This window comes from Thalassoglobus neptunius (assembly GCF_007859735.1).
Lineage (GTDB): Bacteria > Planctomycetota > Planctomycetia > Planctomycetales > Planctomycetaceae > Thalassoglobus > Thalassoglobus neptunius.
Window position 1 is genome coordinate 2,592,884 of the sequence record NZ_SIHI01000001.1, and the last position, 22,859, is coordinate 2,615,742.

A 22,859-nucleotide genomic window follows, 5' to 3' on the forward strand; every position below is an offset into this window, starting at 1 on the left:
GGTCAGTCAGGTCACTTGGGTACGCTTTTCGAATCGCCTCGGACACCGTGCACTCCTTTGCGTTGATGAACCGCAAAGTGTGAACAAAACCAGACTTTCACAAAACCTCAGTTTCCGGATAGCCTCTCAGTCTTGCGGAGATGATTCTTCCGATGAATCATCCTGCTGCACTGAGGTTTCGCACGAAGCTCCATCCGAATTCTTCTGAAGCGGAAGAGATTCCCCGTCGAGTTGAGCGAGCGCGTTCCGGGCTGCCCGTTGCTCCGCGACTTTCTTACTTGGCCCCCAAGCTGGGATGAATTCCCGATCCCCTACGACTGCGGTCACCTGAAAACATTTTGAATGATCCGGACCGCGTTCGTCCATGACTGTATAGACCGGAGTTTCCCCGAGCACCTTTTGCATTCGCTGTTGAAAGAGACTCTTGTAGTTCACTCCAATCGTCGACTCAGCGGCATTCGAGATATCTTCATCAAGCACCCATCCGATAAACGAGCAAGCCGCTTCGTATCCTCCGTCCAGATAAATCCCTCCAATGATCGCCTCGAACGCTGTCGCAAGAACGGAATTCGGAACCGATGAACTCGTTGTGATTCCTTTTCCGAGGACGAGGACGTCATCGAGTTTCAATTGGCGGATCAACCGTGCGCAAGTGGCTCGACTCACCACGACTGATTTAATTCGGGTCAGCTCCCCTTCTGACGACTCCGGAAATCGATGGAAGAGTTCTTCACAGACAGCTGCCCCCAGAATTGCATCGCCAAGAAACTCCATCCGCTCATTCGATTCCAACCGTGTCCGTGCTGCAGAAGCATGCGTTAAGCAACGGATCAGGAGGTCCTGGTCCTTGAACCGGTATCGCAAGACGTTCTGGCAAGCTGCCAATGCATCTGACTCAGGAAGTTGAGAGGCCGGTTGAGAAGACATCAATCATCAACATCGAGAACGTTCGGATTGAGAAGCCAAGTCTATTTCGCCTTTGAGTAGACTGTCAATTCGCTAAGCATCAAGCCCGCATAGAGATTACTTTTCAGCTACTTAATTCGAGCGAGAATTTTCGCTTTGCCCTTCTTGCGAATAAGGAATAATCATCTCCGCTTTCCAGTAGCTCTTCAGCCTTTCTACCAGATCGACAAAGTTTCCAACATCCACCGGCTTGGTGAGAACTCCCTGCACATCCATCGCCCCGAACTCGTCTCCATCAGACGGAGTCGTTTCGCCGGTCATAATCACGACAGCGATCCGCTTTAAGTGATCCGTCGATCTCATCAGCTGCAAGATTTGACGACCGCTGAGCCCCGGAAGATTCAAATCGAGCAACACAAGATCCGGACGCGGAGCGAGTGAAAACCGGCCTTCCTGAAACACAAAACTCTTCGCGTCATCGCCGTGACTCATCCAGGTCAGACGATGCCGGATTCCGCTGCGATCCAAAGCCCCAATCGCAAACTTGGCAGCGACCAGACTATCTTCGACCAGAAGGATCTCCATAGGACGACCGACGGCAGACTGCAGAGCTGCTGCTTCGTCACTGCTGTCGTGTCCTCCGAGGAATCCAGTCACTCTCGCCTCCTGAGTCCGATCTACTCGAGATCACTGAGAATGTCATCCCAATGTGATGACGAAACCGGAGTCGGTTCAAAGGTCTCGTTCTCGGAAACGGTTCCGACTTCGCGAGACTGAAATGCATTATATCCGTCGAAGCGATACTCATGCAAAAGGGTATTGATTCGCATCTCGATCTTTGTCAATTCCGGTCCTTGCTCCGGAGTGACGAAGGTAAACGCCCGCCCGTGAAAGTCTGAAGAGAGTCGACCCGTTCGCCCCACGCGATGGATGTAGTCGTCAGCACTTTCAGGAATATCGTAATTGACAATGTGAGAGATTCCCGAGATATCGATTCCGCGACCGACGACGTCCGTCGCAATCGCCAATCGAACTCGACCGTCACGCAGCTGTTTGAGAACACGATCCCGAGTCTTCTGCGGAAGATCTCCATGAATCGCGGCGACGTCCGGCAGATTCTTTTTAGTCTTCGCATAGATCTCATGAGCCTTCCGCTTAGTGCGGCAGAAGACGATCGCCTGCGAGGGACGCTCATTCAGAAGCAACTTGATCAGCAATCCGTATTTCTGCTCGTGCTCGACGGTGCAGTAAAACTGCTCAATGGTATCCACGACGACGTGATCTTCAGAAAGATCGACGAGCGCCGGCTCCTTCATGAATCGTTGAGCCAATCGCTGAACCGGTTCGGCCAGCGTTGCGGAGAGGAGCAGAGTTTGGCGATCTTCAGGACACGAACTCAAAATCCGTTCAATGTCTTTTCGAAACCCGATATCCAGCATCCGGTCTGCTTCATCAAGAACAGTAAAGCTGACCTGACTCAAATCGAGGGCTTTTCGCTGGAGAAGATCGATCACGCGTCCCGGCGTTCCAATGACGACCTGAGGGCACTTTCGAAGAGCAGAGAGTTGCGGCCCGAGAGGACGACCTCCGACCACGAGAACGGTTTCGCAGTTGGACTTCCCGGCGAGTGATCGGAATTCCCGGTCGACCTGTTCGCTCAGTTCTCGAGTCGGCGCCAGAATGATCGCCTGGACCGCTTCCGATCGAGGATCGAGCTTCTGAAGAATCGGGAGCGCGAAGGCTGCCGTCTTTCCGGTTCCAGTGCGTGCTTGTCCAATACAATCCACGCCAGTAATCGCGACGGGAATGAATTCCGCTTGAATGGGTGTGGGCTTCTCGAAACCGAGTGATTCAAGCGTTGCCAGGATCCGCTGATTCAGCCCAAGACCCTTAAATGAGAGTGTTTCGACATCAGATGTCATACGTGCGTTCAACCAATTCAGCAACCGGCCAGTCTTGAATACAAGTGACAAACCGCTGGTTGCACTAAAGAAAGTTCAATTACGACAACAGTTTACTGAATCATACGCCCGCGTGGCAAAAATCGCTATCGACCTGTGGAAATGTGCTAGGTTTTAACGTGAAACAATCGACAGAAACGAACACAACCAGAACATGTGAACATTCGTCAACTAACTGCTGATATCGAAACAGTTTTCAGGAACTCGTTCACGCGAAAATCTTGACCCTCACAACCAGGCTTTTCGCACAAGCAATCCAAAGAACACCACCAGACTGCAGAAGGCATCCTGAACTCGTGACTCGAATCGTTGAGAAGGTCTTTTTCGAGCCGCGTTCAGACTCAAGACAATCGCTGGGTTGTCAGCACAGCTGCCTTCGTCGGTCCCAAACTCGCTGAGTCACCAGCTTGCCCGATGACAGATTCCCCGGAAAACAACGATCGATTCCTGGCCGCTCAACAACGCCTGCAGGACCTCCTCAATTCAGTGGAGTTGCAGTCGAGTTCGGACGAAATTCTCCTCGAGGAGAACTCCGGATTCACGGAGATGTGCCCCTCCTGCGAATCGACAGAAGACTGGGGAACAAGCTCCTGGTGCCCGAACTGCGGGTATTATCCAAAGACCGGGAAATCCGTTTTTGACGATTCCGCCGTCGAAGGTCTCGAACTGGACCTGGACGAGGACAACGACGAGAATGCTCACAAGGATGAAATCGACGAAGATGAATCATCCCATATCCTGATCACCGGAATTCTACTGGGGCTCATCGCCTCCACCGGCATCGGCGTTTATTTCTTTGCTCCTCAACTTCTTCCTGAACCGTTTCGGCGCAATGCGTCTCTTGCAGTCATCGAAACGGAAGAGCAACCCCTTGAAGTCATTCCGGATCAACCGGAAGAACTCGATCTCTCGAGCGACACAGAAGCGATCGACGGCCTGTCAGAAGATGAGATTGCTTCCTTAGACCCAGAAGGCGATTCCGCGCTACTCACTCAAATTGAAGACCAGCCACCGGGATATCACGAAACGTCTGAAGGGATTGTCGAAGACAAAATCTATCAGAACGATTACGCGATCATCGGCTATTCGACCAACGCTGAAGGGGAACTTCGATCCGTCCTCCTTGCGGGAATTCACGCAAGGACCAAGCGACCCGCATTTGCGGGGAAGTTTTCCATCAGCATTCGCGACAAGAACTTCCTGACTGCGTTGCAGGAGTCTCTCGACAACCACCGGACGAAGAAGCCTCCCGTCCCGAACCCCTACAACGCGCGCTGGACGACACCGTCAATCTTTTGCACGATTCATCACAATGGAGTCACGCCCGACGGGCGCATCCTCGAAGGTCAGATGATTTCGTTTCGTGACAGAACTCTTTTCCCTGCAAGCAGTGACTCCGAAACGGAGACTTCAACGCTGGGTGACTCGAGTGCCGGATCGCAAACAGGCAAGACTTCCGAATCCTCGTAGATAGAGGCGACAGTTCGCCACTGCTGGCGTCGAATACGAGTTGTCACCGATCGGACTTTTTCCGTACAGATGGAATTCCGGCGAGGCATCAATAACGACGACTTCCCCTTCTTCAGAAATGCAGTAGAGCTTTCCGTCAATCAGTACGGGTGAGCCACTGAAGTTTCCTCCGACCCGCTCCATCCAGACGTTCTGTTCCAGGTCTCCGGACAGATCGATGCAGCAAACGACGCCGCCATCGTTCCACAAGAACAAATGGCCTTCGTGAATGATCGGAGTCGGGACGTAAGGCAAGTTGCGTGTTCGCATGTTGACGACTTCACCCTTCCCGTCAGCCCTCACAAGTGCCAGAGTCGTTCCGCGTCCACCCTTTCCGCAAATAGCGGTCAGTAAGCCTTCTCCATACGCAGGCGAGGCCACAGTTCGATCGGGAAGCTCACCGGAAAACCAAAGCTGTTTTCCTGTTTGTGGGTCCAATCCCGACAGTCCCAGTGCACCGCTCAGACAAACCAGCTGATCCTTTCCGTCAATGTTGACGATCAAAGGAGTCGCATAGGAGGTCCGGCGGAAGTCTCGTTCGGATTCCCAAACCTGCTCTCCACTCGCAACATCGAGAGCGACGATCTTGCTTGGCCCCATCTGATCATCCGGAACGATCACTTTTCCGTCGTAGACAATCGGAGAGACTCCCTGTCCATGCTGGCTCGTGAAGGAACCGAGATCTCGTGACCAGATTCGTTCGCCCGCAAAGTCGTACGCCAGAATCGTGTAGTGATTATCGTCTGCAAAGACCACAAAGACCCGCTCACCATCAACAGCAGGTGTTCCTGAAGCGTAGCTGTTTTTCTTGTGAAGATGATTGGCGCCCAGTTGAATCGAGTCCTCCCAACGGATTTCCCCGGTCAGAGCGTCAACGCACAATACGATTCGGGTTCCATCGTCGAGTCCTGCTGTGAGGAACAGAGAATCGTTCCAGACGGCCGGCGAAGAGTGCCCTTTCCCGGGAAGCTCAACGACCCATTCATAATCTTCCATTTCCCAGTTCGTCGGGAAGCCCTGCTGCGAACTCTTTCCCTCACCATTGGGTCCACGAAATCGGGTCCACTCCTCAGCCTCGACAGAAGTCAGTGCCGCAAGGACGGCGAGCATCGTACAAACCAGAACAGACAAAAACAGATTCGCGACACGAACAGGGGGCATGGGAAACCTCATTCAAATAGTGCGCACAACTTCACGTTTTGCACGTTGGGATCGATGTTCAACCGGGAGGCAATAAAGTGGAGAGCATTGCCCTCTGAAAGCCTTCCAGCATCATGAATCCGAAGCTGTTACGCAATGATACCTATGAGAAAAGTTGCATCCCACAAATAGCGAGAGACGCGACGTTTTGTACGCCGCGTCTCTTGAATTTCGTGTTAATCACGATTTTTCGAATCGACTCATTCGAGGAACGAGGTCCTCACGAAGGAGTCGCCCGCTCTACTCGCCGTAGAACTTTGTCAGTTCATCAGTCGTCAGTGGTTCAGGCACAGATTCACTTGTTACCCGTGCTCGGAACCGCATGTTTCCGGGAGTCTTGCTCGCGACGCGAACACGGAAGGTCGCAGTTTCTCCCGGTGCGAGTTCTGGAGTGGTGCGGAAGACAACTTCGTTTCCTTCACTCACATGAGCTGCTGGTCCTTCAGCATGAACAAACGCTGTTCCCGGTGCGAGTTCACAAGTCAGGCCAACATCTTTCGCCGCTGCGGTTCCTTCGTTCTTGACTTGAACTTCGTAGACAGCTTCGGTTCCGACTTCGACAGGATCATCGAGATCGATGACAGCCACGGAAAGTGATGAAGCTCCTTCGATACGGCAATCGAGTTCGGCATCAGCCAGTGTGCCGTGCTCTGAGGTCGCACGAATGAGGTGCTTGAACGCTCCCGACTTCTCAGCCATCAGTGTGACGTTCAACTCTGCCGACTGTTTGACATCAAGCCGACCGACAAACCAGATCAGCATTTTTGCATTGCGATCGAATTGAACTCCGCGATCCGCCGAAACGAATTTGAACCCGTCCGGAATTTTGTGCATCAACTGGACGTTGTTCGTGGCAGCTTGTCCGTCGTTCTTGACTGTCAGTTTGAAGGTTCCTTCGCGACCCAGATATCGCAGTCGAGGACCACTCACTTCAGCCATCAGATTCGGGGCGATGACGTGAACGGCTGAGCTGATCTGTTCGTCGAGACCATTGTCAGCCACAGCGTGAACCATCACATCGTGAGTTCCGCCTGCGACAGCTGACATCGCCAGTTGAACATGTCGTGATTCACCGGGGTTCAGAGATCCGATTTCCATCAGCAATCGTTCACCACGAATGTGTTCAAGTCCTTTCGGAATGAACGCTTCGACGCGAACATTTTTCGCGACACCGGTTCCCGGATTTGTAACGATCACAGAGTGAGGAACACTGTCCCCGACGTGAACTTCCTGAGGACCTGTTAGTTTCAGAGCGAGCATTGGCTCGGCGACTTCAAAGACACCTCTGGCGTTGCCTGAGAAGCGAACGCTGGCATCGGCGTTAATGGCTCCTCGTTGAAACGGAATCATCGAAACCTTGATGGTCTTTTGTTGTCCCGGCTTCAATTCCGCGAATTCCCATCCGAGGAATGTTTCACTCTGATCAGGTTTGGGTTCGGTATTAACAACGCGAATGTTCTGCGGCAAACGAGCCTGAACTTCAACACGCGTAGCTGTTGATTTTCCGTGGTTCGAGATCACAAGGTCACAGTCGAACTGCTGGCCGACGTTGATTTCGGAGTTGGTCTTCCATTCGATCGTCAAGCTTGGAGTCTGCGGTCCATGAAGATCGCGACCGGTGACGACCGATGGAGTTCCGAATGTATTGGGAGCCACAGGAGCAGTCAGCGACCGCGCGGCTTTTTCTTTTCGGTCCGGAGCCCGAGTGATCGTGAACGATCCTTTTGGAGTTGTCTTGGCAGGAACGCCCATCTCTTCCTGTCCGTCCGCTGCCGTCATGGGTGCAGGAGTTTCAGGTGCAGGTGCCTCTGCACTCGCAGGCTTCCCGGGAAATGGACGAACGTCGCCCAACTCGCCACTGACTGGCTGAATCGTTGGGCTGCTGTCAGATTCCTCAGCTTGAAAAGTAGCTGGGGTCACTCCGCTTCCCGCGGACGCATCGACTGTTGTTTCAAAGGTGAACGTTGGACGGGCTGGTTCAGCCTTTGCCTCGTTCTTTTGAGCTGCGCCTCCAATGGCCTGCCCGTAGAATCCCGGAATCGGTGAAGCCTCTTCAATCTTCACAGGCCTGGGACCGGGTGCCTCTGCCGAAGGAGTGGTTTGATCCGATTTGGAATTGAAAAATTGCAGCCCACCTGGTGCGGGCTTGTTCGCCTCGACGGAAGGTCCGAATGAACTCTGAGCGTTGGCACTCGATATTCCCAACCCGAGAATGGCCAGTAAACATGCACTCCTTCGCATGACAGTCTCCGTAACGATGTGAGGGGGTCCAAAATGGATTGGAACGATCGAAGACTCACTGAGCTGCGACGGGACGTCACTTTGACCGTAGGATGGGCGATTCGCTCAGCAAGAAGTTTGATTTCGAGGTGCGTCTGTGACGCTGTGGAGCGCGGCACATCTGCTATCGTTGAAATCGACTACGTTCTTTCGTGAACATGAGGAAATTGGACGGGTTGTCCGGATTTCCGCGAAGTCTTTTCCTGATTTGCTCGACGAAAGATCGATTTCGCTCAAGAGAATCGATTCTTCCGATTTGAATCAAGCCGAAACCGATTCTTCGCCCAATCGAGCATTCGGAATGGCAATTATTGCCTGAGAAAACGGCTTTAGAGCCCACAAAAGCGGGGACCGGACAGTGATCCAGAAGTGCGCGCAGTTTCAGATGTCCACACTGCTACAGAAGGACACTCGCCGGGAGAGTTTGTGACCGTCGCTCCGTTCTGTTGCCCGATTTTTTGCCCAATCTCTTGCCTGTTTTTTTGATTGGGGGCCCGCACGATCAAGCGTTTTCTGAGACCCGAAACTCGATTCGCCGCTATTCGCCGCCGTTCGTATCGGGTTTGGGAGGCTCTTTCGGACGATTGTGCTTGTTCGGGATGAGCTGGTCCAGCACGCCGTTGACGAACTGAGCGGACTGAGCGTTTCCGAACTTTTTGGCCAGTTCGATCGCTTCATCGATCACAACGCGTGGCGGAGTGTCCGTCTTTAATAGCTCGAATGCCCCGAGTCGAAGAACACTCCGATCGGTGGCAGCCATTCGGCTGATCCGCCAATTTTGGGCGACAGCCTGAATTCTTTCATCGAGTTCAGCGCGACACTCCATCACTCCGCCAAACAGCGACCAGGCGAAGCTTCTCAGATCCGGATCTTTCATTCGTTCGGCGATCATTTCGCGAATCGAATTCATTCCAATATCTGGATTCAGGTCCGTCTGATACAACATCTGGAGGGCAATTTGTCGGGATTTGCTGCGTCGAGCCATTCAGTTCTGCTCTATCGTGGAATTCTGTCGGTGGGTATCAAAAGTCATTGAGAATCAGGCTCGCGGTGCCGCCAGCTTTCGCATGGCCGAAGCAACGGCGAATCACGTTTTTCTTTCGAGTGAACTCGTCCTTCCGGAGTTGACTCAGCAGTCTGCCTAATCCCTGCAAATGTGATTCAGTGGAACAGTGTTCGGTCGAACAGTGTTAAGAGTGTTTCTGAAGCGATCTCAAAATCAACATCTTGTTTCCGGGGACATTTACTTGATTTCAAAGACCGTCCGAGACAAGCTCGATTCATCATTCCTTCGATGACGTGATCGCGCCATGATCAAACGTTTTGTTTTCGCCGACCGAGCGACTCGGCGCTGTCCAGGATGCCTGCCTGACCCATCTCTTGGGGAGACTCACGCGATCTTTGGAAGCCCCCGTCCGATGGACATTCCATCGACCTGAAATCTCATCTCCGTATTCACGAAATCTCCGCACAAGTCGTGGACAAACCATTGCCCAAAGCATTCAGGAGATCTGTCTGAGAACATCAAGTGTTTCGATTGCTGCCAAAGCGGCCTCGGCACCCTTGTTCCCTGCTTTTCCGCCAGCTCGGTCCAGAGCTTGCTCCATCGTACGACAGGTCAACACGCCAAACAAGGTGGGTATCGAGAACTTCTGCGACACTGTCATCAATCCTTGAGCGACAGCGTGATTGATGTACTCGTGGTGATCGGTATCGCCCTGAATGACCGCTCCCAAGGCGAGAACCGCCGACACATCTCCTTTGGCAGCCAGCTTTTCCGCAACGACCGGAAGCTCAAATGCACCAGAGACCCAGTATACGGAAATCGACTCTTCCGAAGCACCGTGCCGAGTCAACGTATCGATCGCTCCTTGAAGAAGTTTTCCCGTGACCAGATCGTTGAATCGGGACACAACGATTGCAAAACGGTCTTCAGAATCTGCGATCAGTTTGCCGGAAGTTTGCTGAACCATAATTTCCGCTTCGTCACCACAAAGAGAATCAAAGGTCGCATTCTAGGGGGATCACTCCGGTCATACCACTATTCGAACGCCTTCGTCTGGTGGCCCGCTGAGCGGATTCCAATTTAGTGAGAGTCCTCAGTCGAAGCGTCCTTGTCGGAAGACACATTTTCCGGGGCATTCTCTCCGGGTTCGTACTCGCTCGAGCCATCTCTCATCAACTGGCACAACGATCGATACGAAATCACAGCATTCAAGGTGAGGACAAATGCCGCTCCGATCGCGAGATACGAAACGATCGACAATGTGCCAAACAGGAGCAGCGACACGAGGATCAGGACGAGTGTGACGCCCCAACTCATCAAAGCGGTCTGCTTCCACTGCTGAAACCTCAAGCGTTCTCGATCCGCCATGGAGTTCGCGACAGCTTGCCTGGCGGAGTGATTCGCGACAGCCCGAAAGGAATCGAGTTTCTGGCGAAGCTCCTTCCGGTCGGTGTCGGATGGACGAGGGCTTGGTGATTTATTGGCCTTTTCTCTGCTTTTTTCCCGCTCGGAATCGGCCAGTTGAATTGCCTGTTCCTGTTCTTGAGCTTCCTCGGCTTTGGATTTAGACTCACTCGTCTGGTTACTTCGGGAAAGAAGCCGTTCCATATACGAGTCGATCGAAATTTCTCCCGACTCCTCAGCTGGAGCATTTTCCGGATTCGAGTCGTCCGACTGAACATCTTCCGGCGCCCGACTCACAGCCTCTTCATGGGACGTCGGTGGCAACGCCGAGAATCCCTGATCGTCTCTTCCGGCATCTGAACTCGATGAATCGTAAGCCGCTGGCGAAACCCGATTCCCTGTCGCTCCGGAAGGGTCAGCCCCTTCTCTTCCAATTCCGAATGCCTGACTTAACTCCGCCCGGAGTTCTTTTGCACGAACTTCATCGTCACTGATCATTTCCTGGCCCTCTGTCACTTGTGGAGTTGAGACATCACTGCGAGCATCGTCTTCTGTCTCAGACTCAGATTCTGATTCATACTCAGCGAAATCGTAGATCAGTCCGGAGTCCTCTTGAGGTTCAGATTTCGCGTTCGCATCGATTCCGTCCGTTGCATCTAAGAAACGTCCGGCACAATCCTCAGCATCGAGAGAATCGACAGGCTCATCAGCATCACTCTCAGCTTCCGAACCCGAAGCCTGATCGTGTACGACTTCAATCTGCGTTGATGCCAGTTCCTCAACGAAACTTTCAAACTCATCATCGTCCGCAGTCGGATCATCCGAGTTTGGCCCCGGAACGGAACTCTGAGCCGATTCGACACTGAATTCCTCCCATGAACCGGACCAGCTACTCTCATCGCGAGATGGACCGTTCGCGATTTCATCGGCATCGATTCCCATCCGGAATTCCATCTCACCGAGAATCTGTTCGCGACGTTCCAGTTCCGCCACACGATGAGCGAGATGCTCCCGCGACTGCTCAATCCGTGCGGCTAGCTTTTCAATCTCTGTCTGTTCGACGCGCAGTTGATCTGCCTTCATTGCCAGAGTGGCCTGAGCCTCTTCGAACTCCGCACGCCAACCCAACGGCTCGGGGGAGGACGGTTCCCCGCCAGTTTCATTGGCTTCGCTCGACAATTGCAGCATCGCAGCTTCTTTGGCTTCGAGCGTGTGGCTCCAGTCGGTGAGATCGGTGGCGAATTTGGCTAAGTCTCTGCGCTCCTGCTCAAGCTTCTCTTCTGCTTCAGCGAACCGATCGAGTTCCGCTCGCAGCAGTTGTTCTTCTTCCTTCAGAACCTGTTCGATTTCATTCAACGTCCGCCGGTTGCCGTGCAGTTCTTCGAGTTTCTCATCCAGAATCTCTCTTTCCGAGATGAGTGTCGCCCGCACAGCTTCGAGTTCGTCCCGCTCAGTCAGTACGGTCCACAGCATTTCTTCCATTCGCCTTTGTTGAAAGGCGACGTCTTCCTGCAACTGCTGCTCGAACAATTGAAGATCTTGCGCCTTTTGCATCGACGCACTCTCGATTTCATCGCGAAGAGAGTTCTCTTGCTCTTTCAGCTGCTGCGTCGCTTGTTCGAACTCTTCAGCCTTCTGAGACAACTCGTCTCGAATCGAGGCAAGTTGTTCCTTTTCATCGCTGAACGCATCTGCTTCCGCTTTCAAACGACTCCGTTCTTCGTCGAGTTCTTGTTTCGATTGATCAAGATGTTGACGCAATTCTTCGAGCTGTTGCGCCTCCTGAGACAACCGCTCTGCTTCCCGCTCCAATTCCCTCTGCTTCTGTGAAGCACTCTCTGAACCTGCCTGCTGCGAACTCTTAAACTCAAGTTGTTGCTCCCTGAGTTTGGCTTCTGACTTCTTCAGTTCCCGAACCAACCGTGCGAGCGTCTGGCATCGACCTTCCAGTTCGAGTTCCCGAGACGTCAGTTCTGGCTCGCTGGTGGAAAGTGAGACTTGTTGATCGGCTTGCAGTGCTCGTTCTTCGAGATTGCGTTCCGCATCGCTGAGTTCGTTCTCTCTTCTGGTGAGTTCCGTTTTCTCAGCTTCGAGTGCTTCTGCCTGGCGAGTCAATTCCTCCGCTTGAAGTTCAACGTGACTCTTGCGGGAATTCAGTTCTTCTTCACGGCGAGAGAGTTCGACTTCACGCTCTTGAAGATTCTGGAGCGTAATCTCGATTTCGCTTCGACGCGTTGCCCAGCCAGTCGCATCCTGGTTGAGGCGATCCTCCTTCGCTTCAAGCGAAGCACGGGTCTCTCGTTGCTCCTTGGCTGTTGCTTCTAACTCGAGACGAAGCGACTCCAGTTCCGCCTTCAGCTTTAAGTTCTCGTCATGCTGGCGAACAAGTTCCTGTTTCTGTTCGGCGAGATCCGACTGCATTTTCGCGAGCCGTTCGTTCTCTGCCTGACTTGCAGTGCGTTCCGGTTCGAGTTCCGATTCCGTCGAATTCAATGTTCGTTCACGTTCGGCCAGTTCCTGTTTGACCAACTCCAGCCGGGTGAACTCGTCCTGCAATTCGAGACGCTTTGATTCCAGAGAATTTCGGTCCGATTCCAACTCGTTTTGATTCCGATCGACTTGTTCCTGCAGCTGTTGCAGCTTCTCTTGAGCCTGTTGAGTGTCGTCGGGAGCGACAACTTCTGACTTGACATCGCTCGTGATGCTCTGCGAATTGCCATCAACCGCCTGATGACTTTCCGTCGATTCCGCCGGGAAGTCTTCGCGAGTTCGTCCTGTGAAGAGGATCGATTTCAAAAGGTCTCCGAAGTCCGACGCCAGAAAGCCGCCCGCCGGACTGCCGTGCTCGTGGCTCTCGACGAGAGGTTCTTCAACGAGGAATTCGATGGGGCCAAGCGCAATGCGATCGCCCGTTGAAACAGTCTCTTCGTTGACTGCTCCGTCGTTGACCCAAGTCATCGGAGAGTAGGCCTGAAGGATTGTTCGCTTCGCGCCAATCACCAGCAAAGCATGCTTCTCTGCGACACCGTCAAAATCAAAGACGAGATCGCAGCCTTGACCACTCCCAAGCAGGTAGCGACCGGGAGTCAGATTCACAGGGTCAAGTTCCCAACTCGACCGGAGTGGTTTCAAGCAGAGAACTGCCGAAGCTGAAGCAAGCTTGTCATTGTGCGCAACAGTTTTGCTTCTGGGGATGGAGGGGTGTGCCATTTGTCATTGCTCCTGAGGTAGGGCGACCTCGACGTACCGACTCCTCATCGGTCACTCAGAGAATCACCCTCAATGGCATATACCTCACGAAATTCATGCGGTCAAAACCCCAAAGACACCTTCGCATCATCCCTGCAATGAATCACTCCAACTGCCGATTTTGCGGTGTCTGATGCCCCAAAAATCGTTCAGGCTTTGCATTCGCCGATTCGTGCGCAGGCCAGACAGACGTTAAAACCGATTCGTTCTTGACGAGATCCGTTTCCACCGGGGAGTTTTCTCGTCGCCGATCGCTCCACTGAACAGCGGATTGAATGCATGCGGATCGTTGTGAGTGTCGCTCCAATTTGCGAGACTTTATCGAAAGAACGGAACATAAAGGAAACACTCCTATGACGTGCACAACGCAAAGAATGATCGCAATTTTGGGAACGTTTTTGATCATTGCGTGCAGTTCGCAAAATCTATCGGCACAGCCTGCACAAACAGACACGCCCAATGTCAGGCAGCGTCCCGCGAACCGCGAAGCTGTCAAGGTTTTGAAAGACCTCGAATATGTCCCGAATGGCCATCAGCGGCAGCGTCTGGATCTCTACCTCCCGGTGAATCCGAAAGCCAGGCAACTCCCGTTGATTGTTTTCATTCACGGTGGAGCATGGAGAGCGGGAGACAAAGCTGGCGGTCGAGGGCAGGTCTACTCATCCGTTGCTTCAGGAGAGTTTGTGGGCGCCTCGATCAACTACCGCCTCAGTGGACACGCGATCTGGCCAGAGCAAATCAAAGACTGCCAGGCAGCGATCCGATGGCTGCGCGGAAACGCCGAAAAGTATGGGATTGATCCCGAACGAATCGGAGTCATCGGGAGTTCCGCCGGTGGGCACCTTGTCGCGATGCTCGGCACTTCGGGAGATGATGCCGATTATCCTGATCCGATCGGTGAGCACACGACCGAATCGAATCGCGTCTCCGCAGTTGTCGACCTGTACGGACCGACGAATTTCCTGACAATGAATGACTTCCCCGGCCGAATGGACCACGACGCCCCGAACTCTCCCGAATCGTTGTTGATTGGAGCCCCGATTCAAAAGAATCCCGACAAAGTTCGGGCCGCTTCTCCTTTGACATATGTCTCGGAAGACGATCCCCCATTCCTCATTATTCATGGGACAGACGACCCTCTTGTCCCGCTCGATCAATCGATTCAACTTGACCGGGCTCTCGATATGATCGGTGTTGAGTCAACGTTGATTCGAGTCAATGGGGGCTCTCATGGTGGTTTTAAGAATCCGCAGGTGCGGCAAATGATTCTCGACTTCTGGAAAGCGAAACTGAGTGGAAGCGAATGGGATGTCGAAGACTCAGAAATCGAGAACCAGGTTCGAGAGAACTGATTGTTCGAGTAGATTCCGCCCCCATTGTCCACTAAATTTCACAAATTCAGGTGTCACGGAGTCCCTCCGCCGGACGTACTGTTGTCGAAACTGCAAAGATTCCCGGTATCCGGGGTGTGAACTTCTTCTATAACAAACGAAGAATCACACAGAAGTCGACACTGTGTCCAGCAATGACACTGTGCCCAAAATGACAAGACGTTGAAATGACGTTGCGTTGATATGACATTGGGTTTGAAAGACACGGTATTTGACTCATACTGCCCTTGAATCTGCGGACTGCCTCCAAGAGACCTCCCCTGCCGAAACAACTTCATCCAGCCTTCTCAATGCGATCCCAAAACCTGCGAATCGAGAAACTTCCTCGGAAGACTCGCTGAAGCAGGAAGAGTCCTGAGAGACTTTCAGAAATGGTTTTCGCTATTTGATTGAGTAAAGAGGATGAAAACCCTGACAAACGGACCAAGCCAGTTCACCAGCAAGAGCAACACGTTCTTCTAAAGACAGCTGACACATCGATCCACCGACTTCGATCGGTTTACTGAGAGGAAATTCAACTGTGAACGCTAAAATCGTCCTCCTTCCTGGAGATGGAATCGGACCGGAAGTGATCGCGGAAGCGAAGAAAGTGCTTGAGGCTGTCGGCACAAAGTTCGATCACGAATTCCAGTTCGAATCTCATCTGATCGGCGGAATTGCAATCGACGAAACAGGAAATCCACTTCCCGAGCCGACACTCTCTGCGTGTCGATCCGCAGACGGAATTCTGCTGGGTGCTGTCGGTGGTCCGAAATGGGATGACCCGAACGCCAAGACTCGTCCCGAAGCAGGGCTTTTGAAGATTCGCAAGGAATTGGGCCTGTTCGCAAACCTGCGGCCCATCACCACGCACGAATTCCTCATCGATTCTTCCCCATTGCGTCGGGAATTCGTCGAAGGAACCGACATCCTGTTTGTGCGTGAGCTGACCGGCGGAATCTATTTCGGTCCATCCGGATTGGAAAAACATGACGACGGGACCGAAACAGCATCGAGCACGATGGTCTACAGCACTCACGAGGTCGAACGCGTTGTTCGCATCGCGGCAGAGGCAGCACAGAAACGATCCGGTCGCCTCACATCAGTCGATAAAGCCAATGTGCTTGAAGCTTCGCGACTGTGGCGAAAAGTGGCCGAACGCGTTGTTCGCGAAGAATTCCCTGACCTGGAATACGACGTCGTTCTCGTCGATGCAATGGCGATGCACTTGATTTCACGTCCATCGACGTTTGACGTCGTGGTCACCGGCAACATGTTCGGCGACATACTGACGGATGAAGGCTCAATGCTTCCGGGATCGATGGGACTGCTCCCATCAGCATCTCTTGGAAGCGATGGTCCCGGACTTTATGAACCGATTCATGGATCGGCTCCGAACATTGCCAACAAGGGAATCGCGAATCCTCTCGCGACAATCCTGGCAGCCGCCATGATGCTCAGACACTCGCTGAACCTCGAAGAAGAAGCGAATGCAATCGAAGCTGCGGTCGATTCGGTTTTGCGTTCGGGAGCACGTACCAAAGATCTCGCACGTGGTGACGAATCGACGCTGTCCACGATCGAAATGGGTGATCGGGTCTGCTCAGAACTGACTACCTAGAGCATCTTCTGATTTCGTGTGCACTCACTCGCACGAACAAACTCAGCCTTTTCGCTGGTGAAAAAGTTCAAGCGAGTGCACAGGAAAGAGCAACTTGCTCTAGCAGAACTCGTTTCCACTCGTCCTCAGGGCTCGCGTACAGCCCTGCCTTTTGAAAAGTTTGACATCGCCAAAGGAGTTCGAACGATGCACGATCGACTGTTGCCATTGCTTGCAATTGGTCTCATTTGTTGGATCTCAGGATGTAACAAAGCCGCGGAAGACCTAACTCCTCCGACTCCGGAAGTCCCGGAAGCGGGGAGTGCAGTGACCGACGAACCGGAAGAAAGTGGAACTCCAACACCAGCCCCGGCGGGACAAACTGAAGAGACGGAAAACTCGGAAGAAAACTCCGAAACAGATTCAGAAACACCCTCTGAGTCGACTCCTGTAACACTCGAGACGAAGAGCTGGGATGAGACACTGAAACTTGTCGATCAGGAGCAAGGCAAAGTCGTCGTGATGGACCTCTGGTCCACCTCGTGTCCTCCGTGTCTTGAAGAACTTCCCAACCTCATCAAACTTTCCAAAGAATTTCCCGATTCGGTAACCTGTATCTCGGTCTCTTTGGATTATGCTGGCTACGAAGATGAACCTGTTGAAAGCTATCGAGATTCGGCGATGACCTGGCTGGAGAAATTCAACGCGAACATCCAGAACATCCTGTGCTCAACCGATTTCAACACCATCTTCAGCGAGAAAATTCCCCATTCCTCGCTTCCGGTCGTTCTTGTTTACAATCAGCAAGGGCAACTCGCCGGACAATTCCCTGACCCCAAAGATCCGTCAGAGTTTACCTATCACGGAGACGTCATCCCCTTCGTCAAGAACCTGATTGATCAATAAAGTTTCCGAAGACAGCCCGAGTCCAAACAGCCGATCTGAACAACAAGCCCCCCTATCATCGCAGTGTTGCGTTCTTGTTGAATTGGGTTGGTCGAGCATAACCAGTGATCCGAATGAGGTCTGTGGTGGTATCAACGAATCTCGAGGATCGTGTTTCCTCGCCTCCCTCGAGCCAGAATGACCACGACAGGTTTCAACGCTTCCTGCTGACCAATCAACAGCCGATCATGGGTGACCACGACGAATCACACCTCCCTCCGCATCATCGATCAATGAACTGGCGATCGAAGATTGCGTGGTGGTACGACCCCCGCCAATGGGTGCGCGCGATCTTGCTTCTGCGCGACACACCACATTCCATTGCACTCGGAACAGCGATCGGAATCTTCATCGGGCTGACTCCGACGTTCGGAATTCAGATGATTCTGGTGATTGCGCTCGCTTTTCTGACGCGAAAGCTCTTCCGATTCAATCGCTTCGCGGCACTTGTCGCGGTCTACGTCTCGAACCCATTCACGATGCTCCCAATCTTCTGGTTCAATTACCGGGTTGGGGCTCTCTTCATTCACTCTCAACTGACTTGGGACGAATTCGCAAAAGTCTTCAAGTACAACGGAATGAGAGAGTGGTGGCACTCCTTCCTGAATGCTTTTCACCTCATCGGCTCTCCACTGATCGTTGGCTCTTTGATAGTGGCTTCTGTCTTCGCTCTTCCCACCTACCCTCTCATGAAACGTCTGCTTGAGAACGTTCAGAAACGTCGACAACTTCATGCGGCCCGCAAACTTGTTCCCAACGTCGACGCTGATTACTCGACAACCTCTTCCGAGTCCTCCAAGCTTCCGCTCTCTTAGCACATCGTTCATGATGTCTGGGACGAATTCTGAAAGCAGGCAGATGGCGAGATCAAACGTCAGGGCTGCTTGAGAAGGTATTCGTCCCGTTTGTTTGTGCTGATTGCTACGTTCATAAAACAACACATTCAAGCGAGTGCACAGGAAAGAACAACTTGCTCTAGAAAGAGGGTTCCATGAAGCCGTCGCAACTCTCATGCGATGTCGTTTGCCTCGGGCTCATCGTGGCTGACCATGTGTGTGCTCCGATCCGCAAAATTCCCGCTCCGGGAGGATTGATCACCACTCCCGAACTGCGACTGACGATCGGGGGTTGCGCTGCCAACGCCAGCACGGACATGGCGAGACTCGGGCTTTCTGTCGAGCTTGTGGGATTAGTCGGAGACGACCCGTTCGGCAATGTCGTGATTGAAGAACTCCGCTCCAATGGAGTTCGATGCGAGCACGTGAAACGCCTCACCGATCAAGCAACCGCAGCCACGATGGTCATCAATGTTCATGGAGAAGACCGCCGGTTCATTCACGCTGTCGGAGCGAATACCCAACTCACCGGAAACGAAGTCTCGAACGAACTGCTGAGCAGTGCGAAAGCACTCGTTGTGGGCGGCTTCGGGCTGAACCCAAGTCTCTCAGGAGAAAACGTGAGAGACCTTTTCTCACGCGCCCGCGACTCTTCGGTCGTAACCGTCCTCGATGTCGTGCTCGACGACGTGGATATGTGCCGAACAATGCTCAAGGATGCTTTGCCGGAGACAGATTACTTCCTTCCCAATTCCGATGAAGCTCGACTCTTGACCGGGACTTCTGACATTCAACAGCAAGCCCGAATCCTGCTTGACTGGGGCGCGCGTGCGGTCGTCATCACGCGAGGTGCCAGTGGTGTGATTCTCGCCGACCAAACTGGAGCAGTGAAAGAAGTTCCTGCCTTTTCCGTCACGCAGGTCGATGGAACCGGTGGAGGAGACGCATTTGTGTCAGGGTTCGTTTACGCACTTCTGAAAGAGCTCCCTCCACAAACGTGCATGCGTTACGGGGCTGCCATGGGTGCCAGTTGTGTCCAGCATTCCGGAGCAACGACGGGTGTTTTTAACTCACAGGAACTGGAAGAGTTTATTCGTTCTCAGAAATGCGCAGAGGACGAATAAAATCCGCTCGAACGAGAGATCGGGATCAAACGGGGACCGGTGAACTCGTCTTAACGGCCGTGAGAGGAACCGTCGTCAGTGATCGATCCTTGAAGGCAATCATCTTGACACCCATCAACGAATTCCGCTATTGAGACTCCCGCACCTCGGAGAGTCTGAAATGAACCGATGGATCATCATTCTTCTTGGGCTGAGCGTGACTTCTTGCGCGGTGAATAAAGCCTCTCTCGGAGGGGATTTGCAGCAAATCGAAGACTCAGTCGAAGGGAAGTCCTCGAAACACCGACCCCGCGATTCCGGAAAGTCCGACAACTGCGCTCCGTCCGCAGCGGAGTGCGATTCCGATTCGTGGACGGAGAGACTCTTTGTCGACATTCTGGCCCCGCCGCTGTTCTACGCCGTCACGTCACCATGGTGGGTTCCTGCATCGCTGATCGAAGATGATCAACTTTGCGAAGCCGCTTACCCAAAGTATCCGTACGAAGCAGAAGGCAGCGGATTCCTGCTCATCAACCCCGAATCACCAATGGTGAAACCGTTTGCGTTGCAATTGACTTCCGAGTATGCCTCGGACTTCTCGGGGCTGGAACGTGTCGGAAGCCGAATTCAGCTCGACACGTCCTCGCGTTTTGGAGTCGATTCTGAATGGAACTACTGGAACGAGACCACTCCTCACGGAAACGACACATTGTGGAACGGCGACTTCAACGTCACCTACCGATTCGCCCAATCGGAAACGATTCAGATGTATTCAGGCCTCGGCCTCAACTGGCTGAGCGGAGACCAAAGTGACGCTGGAGTGAATTTCACCTATGGAATCGACATGTTTCCCGGCGAGCCATTCGTCATTCGTGGCGTCATCGATGCCGGGACCATTGGGGATGCCGATTTGTATCACGCAAAAGCTTCACTCGGTTGGATTTACAAACATTTTGAAATCTCGACGGGCTATGACTTTCTTCATATCGGCGATACCAACCTTCAGGGAATCACGTGCGGATTGACTCTCTGGTTCTAAGCCATGTTCGCGGTTTCCCTGCACTCGCCAGATCCCATTTCTTTCACTGTTGGCTGCAAGTGACGAAAGTGTCTTCACTCCTGGCCAACGCGTTCTCTGCCGTACCAAAACGCGAAAATTTCTTATCTTCGACCGAGAATTTTTGAAAGAAGTTGGCACGCCCAATTGTCGTGCGCAGATCTCATTAAGATTTGAGAACCACAGACTGGCAAATATTGACTTTCACCCGATTTCGACGAAAACTTCGACGCCTCTCCCGGGTTTGACTTGTAGGGCCCGAAATCGTGAAGGTTCCCAGAGCCTTTCTCCTCCCGACATTCCATCCAACCCTCCGACGCGCGGAAAGAGGCGAGGAAAATCGGCAAGACTCCTACTTGAATGCGACTTTCAAAATCGATTATCCGAAACCTGTTTCTCCTCATGCTGATTCTCGTCGGAGCAGTCGGAGGGGTGTACTGGGTCGAGAACTCACAACCACTGGCAGCTTCGAAGTCAGTTGGTGAGCGTGCTTCGTTGTTCAAACCCGACCTGTTCGAACAATTCGAACAGTCGGTCGATTACGTCACACTCGCTCCGCGCGCGCGCGACAATCTAAACTTTGAGCAATCAATGCAGCTCAACCTCGCTCACAAGTACTTCACCGACTTCCTCAAAACCTGGGAATCGGACCCGGCACTCTTATTTGAAGTCGCCCGAGCCCATCAGCAAATCGGGAAAATCTGTTTCGGTTCGCGTGACTATATTTTGTCTCTTGAAGCTTACGACGCCGCCATTGCCACCGTCGAAAACGCGAGCCTCAACGATTTCAGCTCTCGCTATTTCACAGCTGTCACGCGAACCCTGCAGGCAACGACGTATGCGATGACTGGTCGCGATGCGGAAGCACTCGAGTCGACACGCCTCGCTGTTCAGGAACTTCGATCGCTCCTCAAAGAGTCTCCCGACGATTACACATATTCATCGTCGCTGGCCGTGGCCCTTCGGAATCAGGCAATCCTGCTGGAATCGATCGGCCAACCCTCTTTAGACGCAGCCGCTGAAAGCGTGGCCATCGCCGAGTACTCTGCAGAAATCGCTTCCACACCGTTTCAGGCGATCGATATCATTTTCAATGCCATGGGAGTTCGAGCGGAGCTTGCCGTCAGGAACAATGACACCGTCCAGGCAACTGAAACCGCACAACGTGCCATCACACGGCTCAATGATTTCATCGCCATCATTCCGGAAGTGAATCGAAAAGGCGATAATCTCTACCCGCTTCAGCAGTACGAACGAACCTTGCTCAACTTCAAGGAACTTCTCCACACGTTGAACAACTCGCCGGAAAGCGAAGACCCAACGATTGCCGCCGGACTCAACAATCAACTTCACTCATGGCGCGCTTATCTCATTGCTCCCCGACCAGCAATCACACTCTCGACAACCCGATTTCAGTCCGGGCAGCTATTCCCCGATCACGACAACCAGGATTTGTTGCTCCTCGCCTGGCATGACTGGTGTGCGAAAGAACTTCTGGAAGTCATTTCCGCAGCCAAGAATCACATCCGCATCGCCGTTCTGGTTTCCGACATGGAGACGCGACGATTCCTCGCGGGCCGCCTCAAAGACGGAATTAAAGGCCGGCGAATTCAACTCGTGAATGTCGAAACCGATTCCCCCTGGATTCAGGATTACGGACCACAATCGTTCCAAAGCATTTACGGAGAACCCACCTGGTGTGATCCCAGCTATTCGAACGCGCTGACACGCCCTCACTACCGGGACGATGAATCTCCGAAGACGCTTTCCAGCTTCTATGATCTTCGGCCAATCGAAACCCCAGTCCTGCTCGAAGGCGGAGCGGTCGTCGGCAACGGGACCGGGATCTTGCTGGTCAGCCAACATATCCTCGAACGCAATGCTGAGTTGGGCATCACGCGAGACATGGTTTCACGGACGTTGCAGCGAGTTTACGGAGGAACTCAGATCCAGTTCATCGAAACATTGCATCGCGACCCAACGTCCCACATCGACTGGTTCGCAACGTTTCCCACTTCGGATACGGTTCTTCTGGGAAGTTATGGCTCAGACGATCCTGAGAATCGAATCCTTCTGGATCGACATTCCGCATTGCTGCGAACTCTGCAAACTCCCAGCGGATCATTGAAGGTCAAACGCATCCCAATGCCTCCCCACGAGGGCGACTTCTTCGGCGGCAGCTACACAAATGTCGTCTACCTGAACGGACTCGTCCTGGTCCCATCCTGGGAAAACGCACCTCGTTCCATGGAAGCCAGTGTTCGAGCAATTTACCGGGAAGCTCTTCCTGGCTGGGAAGTTCGGATGATTGATTCGACCGCGCTTGGTCGTCGAGGAGGAGCACTGCGATGCATGACAAAAACCGTCCGCGTGCCAGAACGAGTCATTCAGACTCTCTTTGAAGAGAGCTGATTCGCCGCACGACTCCGCAAA

General features: G+C 53.0%; 16 protein-coding genes. 8 read left to right on the plus strand and 8 right to left on the minus strand.

The genetic code is table 11. The features are described 5' to 3' along the window. Positions 1-126: 126 nt before the first annotated feature. From rnc to KOR42_RS10155, 3 genes are all read right to left on the minus strand, one after another. Positions 127-927 (minus strand): ribonuclease III, encoded by an 801-nt coding sequence (rnc, locus tag KOR42_RS10145; RefSeq protein WP_146509363.1) that lies wholly within the window; start codon positions 925-927, stop codon positions 127-129. 111 nt (positions 928-1,038) lie between these two features. Next, the gene (locus KOR42_RS10150) at positions 1,039-1,563 is read right to left on the minus strand and encodes a response regulator (RefSeq protein ID WP_231740835.1); all 525 of its coding nucleotides are present in this window, start codon (positions 1,561-1,563) and stop codon (positions 1,039-1,041) included. Between the two features lie 20 nt (positions 1,564-1,583). Next, positions 1,584-2,828, minus strand: coding sequence for a DEAD/DEAH box helicase (locus KOR42_RS10155; RefSeq protein WP_146509365.1), 1,245 nt, complete (start codon positions 2,826-2,828; stop codon positions 1,584-1,586). A 348-nt stretch (positions 2,829-3,176) separates the two neighbouring features. Between KOR42_RS10155 and KOR42_RS10160 the strand changes: the two genes are divergently transcribed. Further along, a complete protein-coding gene (locus KOR42_RS10160) occupies positions 3,177-4,337 on the plus strand; it encodes a hypothetical protein (protein ID WP_146509367.1) in 1,161 nt (386 codons plus the stop codon). Here the strand turns inward: KOR42_RS10160 and KOR42_RS10165 are convergent. The 5 genes from KOR42_RS10165 to KOR42_RS10185 all read right to left on the minus strand — a co-directional run bounded on the left by KOR42_RS10165 (position 4,278) and on the right by KOR42_RS10185 (position 13,476). Further along, positions 4,278-5,537, minus strand: coding sequence for a PQQ-binding-like beta-propeller repeat protein (locus KOR42_RS10165; protein WP_197441032.1), 1,260 nt, complete (start codon positions 5,535-5,537; stop codon positions 4,278-4,280). The genes KOR42_RS10160 and KOR42_RS10165 overlap by 60 nt on opposite strands. 279 nt (positions 5,538-5,816) lie before the next feature. After that, entirely contained in the window at positions 5,817-7,817 is a 2,001-nt protein-coding gene (locus KOR42_RS10170) for a DUF11 domain-containing protein (protein ID WP_146509371.1), read from the minus strand. 577 nt (positions 7,818-8,394) lie between these two features. Next, positions 8,395-8,841 (minus strand): transcription antitermination factor NusB, encoded by a 447-nt coding sequence (gene nusB, locus KOR42_RS10175; RefSeq protein ID WP_146509373.1) that lies wholly within the window; start codon positions 8,839-8,841, stop codon positions 8,395-8,397. A gap of 517 nt (positions 8,842-9,358) precedes the next feature. Then, positions 9,359-9,829: a 6,7-dimethyl-8-ribityllumazine synthase gene (ribH, locus tag KOR42_RS10180; RefSeq protein ID WP_146509374.1), complete on the minus strand. Its 471-nt coding sequence runs from the start codon at positions 9,827-9,829 to the stop codon at positions 9,359-9,361. Positions 9,830-9,942: 113 nt separating this feature from the next. Then, positions 9,943-13,476 (minus strand): FHA domain-containing protein, encoded by a 3,534-nt coding sequence (locus KOR42_RS10185; protein WP_146509376.1) that lies wholly within the window; start codon positions 13,474-13,476, stop codon positions 9,943-9,945. Positions 13,477-13,868: 392 nt separating this feature from the next. Between KOR42_RS10185 and KOR42_RS10190 the strand changes: the two genes are divergently transcribed. The 7 genes from KOR42_RS10190 (at position 13,869) to KOR42_RS10220 (ending at position 22,838) form a co-directional block, all read left to right on the plus strand. Then, positions 13,869-14,867: an alpha/beta hydrolase gene (locus KOR42_RS10190; RefSeq protein ID WP_197441033.1), complete on the plus strand. Its 999-nt coding sequence runs from the start codon at positions 13,869-13,871 to the stop codon at positions 14,865-14,867. Between the two features lie 559 nt (positions 14,868-15,426). Beyond that, on the plus strand, positions 15,427-16,506 hold the full coding sequence (leuB, locus tag KOR42_RS10195; protein WP_146509380.1) for a 3-isopropylmalate dehydrogenase: 1,080 nt from the start codon (positions 15,427-15,429) through the stop codon (positions 16,504-16,506). A gap of 186 nt (positions 16,507-16,692) precedes the next feature. Further along, positions 16,693-17,391, plus strand: a complete 699-nt coding sequence (locus KOR42_RS10200; protein WP_146509382.1) for a TlpA disulfide reductase family protein — start codon at positions 16,693-16,695, stop codon at positions 17,389-17,391. Positions 17,392-17,516: 125 nt separating this feature from the next. Next, on the plus strand, positions 17,517-18,245 hold the full coding sequence (locus KOR42_RS10205; protein WP_197441034.1) for a DUF2062 domain-containing protein: 729 nt from the start codon (positions 17,517-17,519) through the stop codon (positions 18,243-18,245). 176 nt (positions 18,246-18,421) lie between these two features. After that, positions 18,422-19,390 (plus strand): carbohydrate kinase family protein, encoded by a 969-nt coding sequence (locus KOR42_RS10210; RefSeq protein ID WP_146509386.1) that lies wholly within the window; start codon positions 18,422-18,424, stop codon positions 19,388-19,390. A gap of 160 nt (positions 19,391-19,550) precedes the next feature. Further along, on the plus strand, positions 19,551-20,408 hold the full coding sequence (locus tag KOR42_RS10215) for a hypothetical protein (protein WP_146509388.1): 858 nt from the start codon (positions 19,551-19,553) through the stop codon (positions 20,406-20,408). A 378-nt stretch (positions 20,409-20,786) separates the two neighbouring features. Then, a complete protein-coding gene (locus KOR42_RS10220) occupies positions 20,787-22,838 on the plus strand; it encodes an agmatine deiminase family protein (RefSeq protein ID WP_146509390.1) in 2,052 nt (683 codons plus the stop codon). The last annotated feature ends 21 nt before the right edge of the window (positions 22,839-22,859 follow it).

Excerpts from the sequence above, each read along its gene's own strand:
- KOR42_RS10215 (WP_146509388.1), top strand. The coding sequence starts at position 19,551 with ATGAACCGATGGATCATCATTCTTCTTGGGCTGAGCGTGACTTCTTGC.
- KOR42_RS10210 (WP_146509386.1), top strand. The coding sequence starts at position 18,422 with ATGAAGCCGTCGCAACTCTCATGCGATGTCGTTTGCCTCGGGCTCATC.
- ribH (WP_146509374.1), bottom strand. The coding sequence starts at position 9,829 with ATGGTTCAGCAAACTTCCGGCAAACTGATCGCAGATTCTGAAGACCGT.
- KOR42_RS10170 (WP_146509371.1), bottom strand. The coding sequence starts at position 7,817 with ATGCGAAGGAGTGCATGTTTACTGGCCATTCTCGGGTTGGGAATATCG.
- KOR42_RS10165 (WP_197441032.1), bottom strand. The coding sequence starts at position 5,537 with ATGCCCCCTGTTCGTGTCGCGAATCTGTTTTTGTCTGTTCTGGTTTGT.
- nusB (WP_146509373.1), bottom strand. The coding sequence starts at position 8,841 with ATGGCTCGACGCAGCAAATCCCGACAAATTGCCCTCCAGATGTTGTAT.
- KOR42_RS10200 (WP_146509382.1), top strand. The coding sequence starts at position 16,693 with ATGCACGATCGACTGTTGCCATTGCTTGCAATTGGTCTCATTTGTTGG.
- KOR42_RS10190 (WP_197441033.1), top strand. The coding sequence starts at position 13,869 with ATGACGTGCACAACGCAAAGAATGATCGCAATTTTGGGAACGTTTTTG.
- rnc (WP_146509363.1), bottom strand. The coding sequence starts at position 927 with ATGTCTTCTCAACCGGCCTCTCAACTTCCTGAGTCAGATGCATTGGCA.
- KOR42_RS10185 (WP_146509376.1), bottom strand. The coding sequence starts at position 13,476 with ATGGCACACCCCTCCATCCCCAGAAGCAAAACTGTTGCGCACAATGAC.
- KOR42_RS10220 (WP_146509390.1), top strand. The coding sequence starts at position 20,787 with ATGCGACTTTCAAAATCGATTATCCGAAACCTGTTTCTCCTCATGCTG.
- KOR42_RS10155 (WP_146509365.1), bottom strand. The coding sequence starts at position 2,828 with ATGACATCTGATGTCGAAACACTCTCATTTAAGGGTCTTGGGCTGAAT.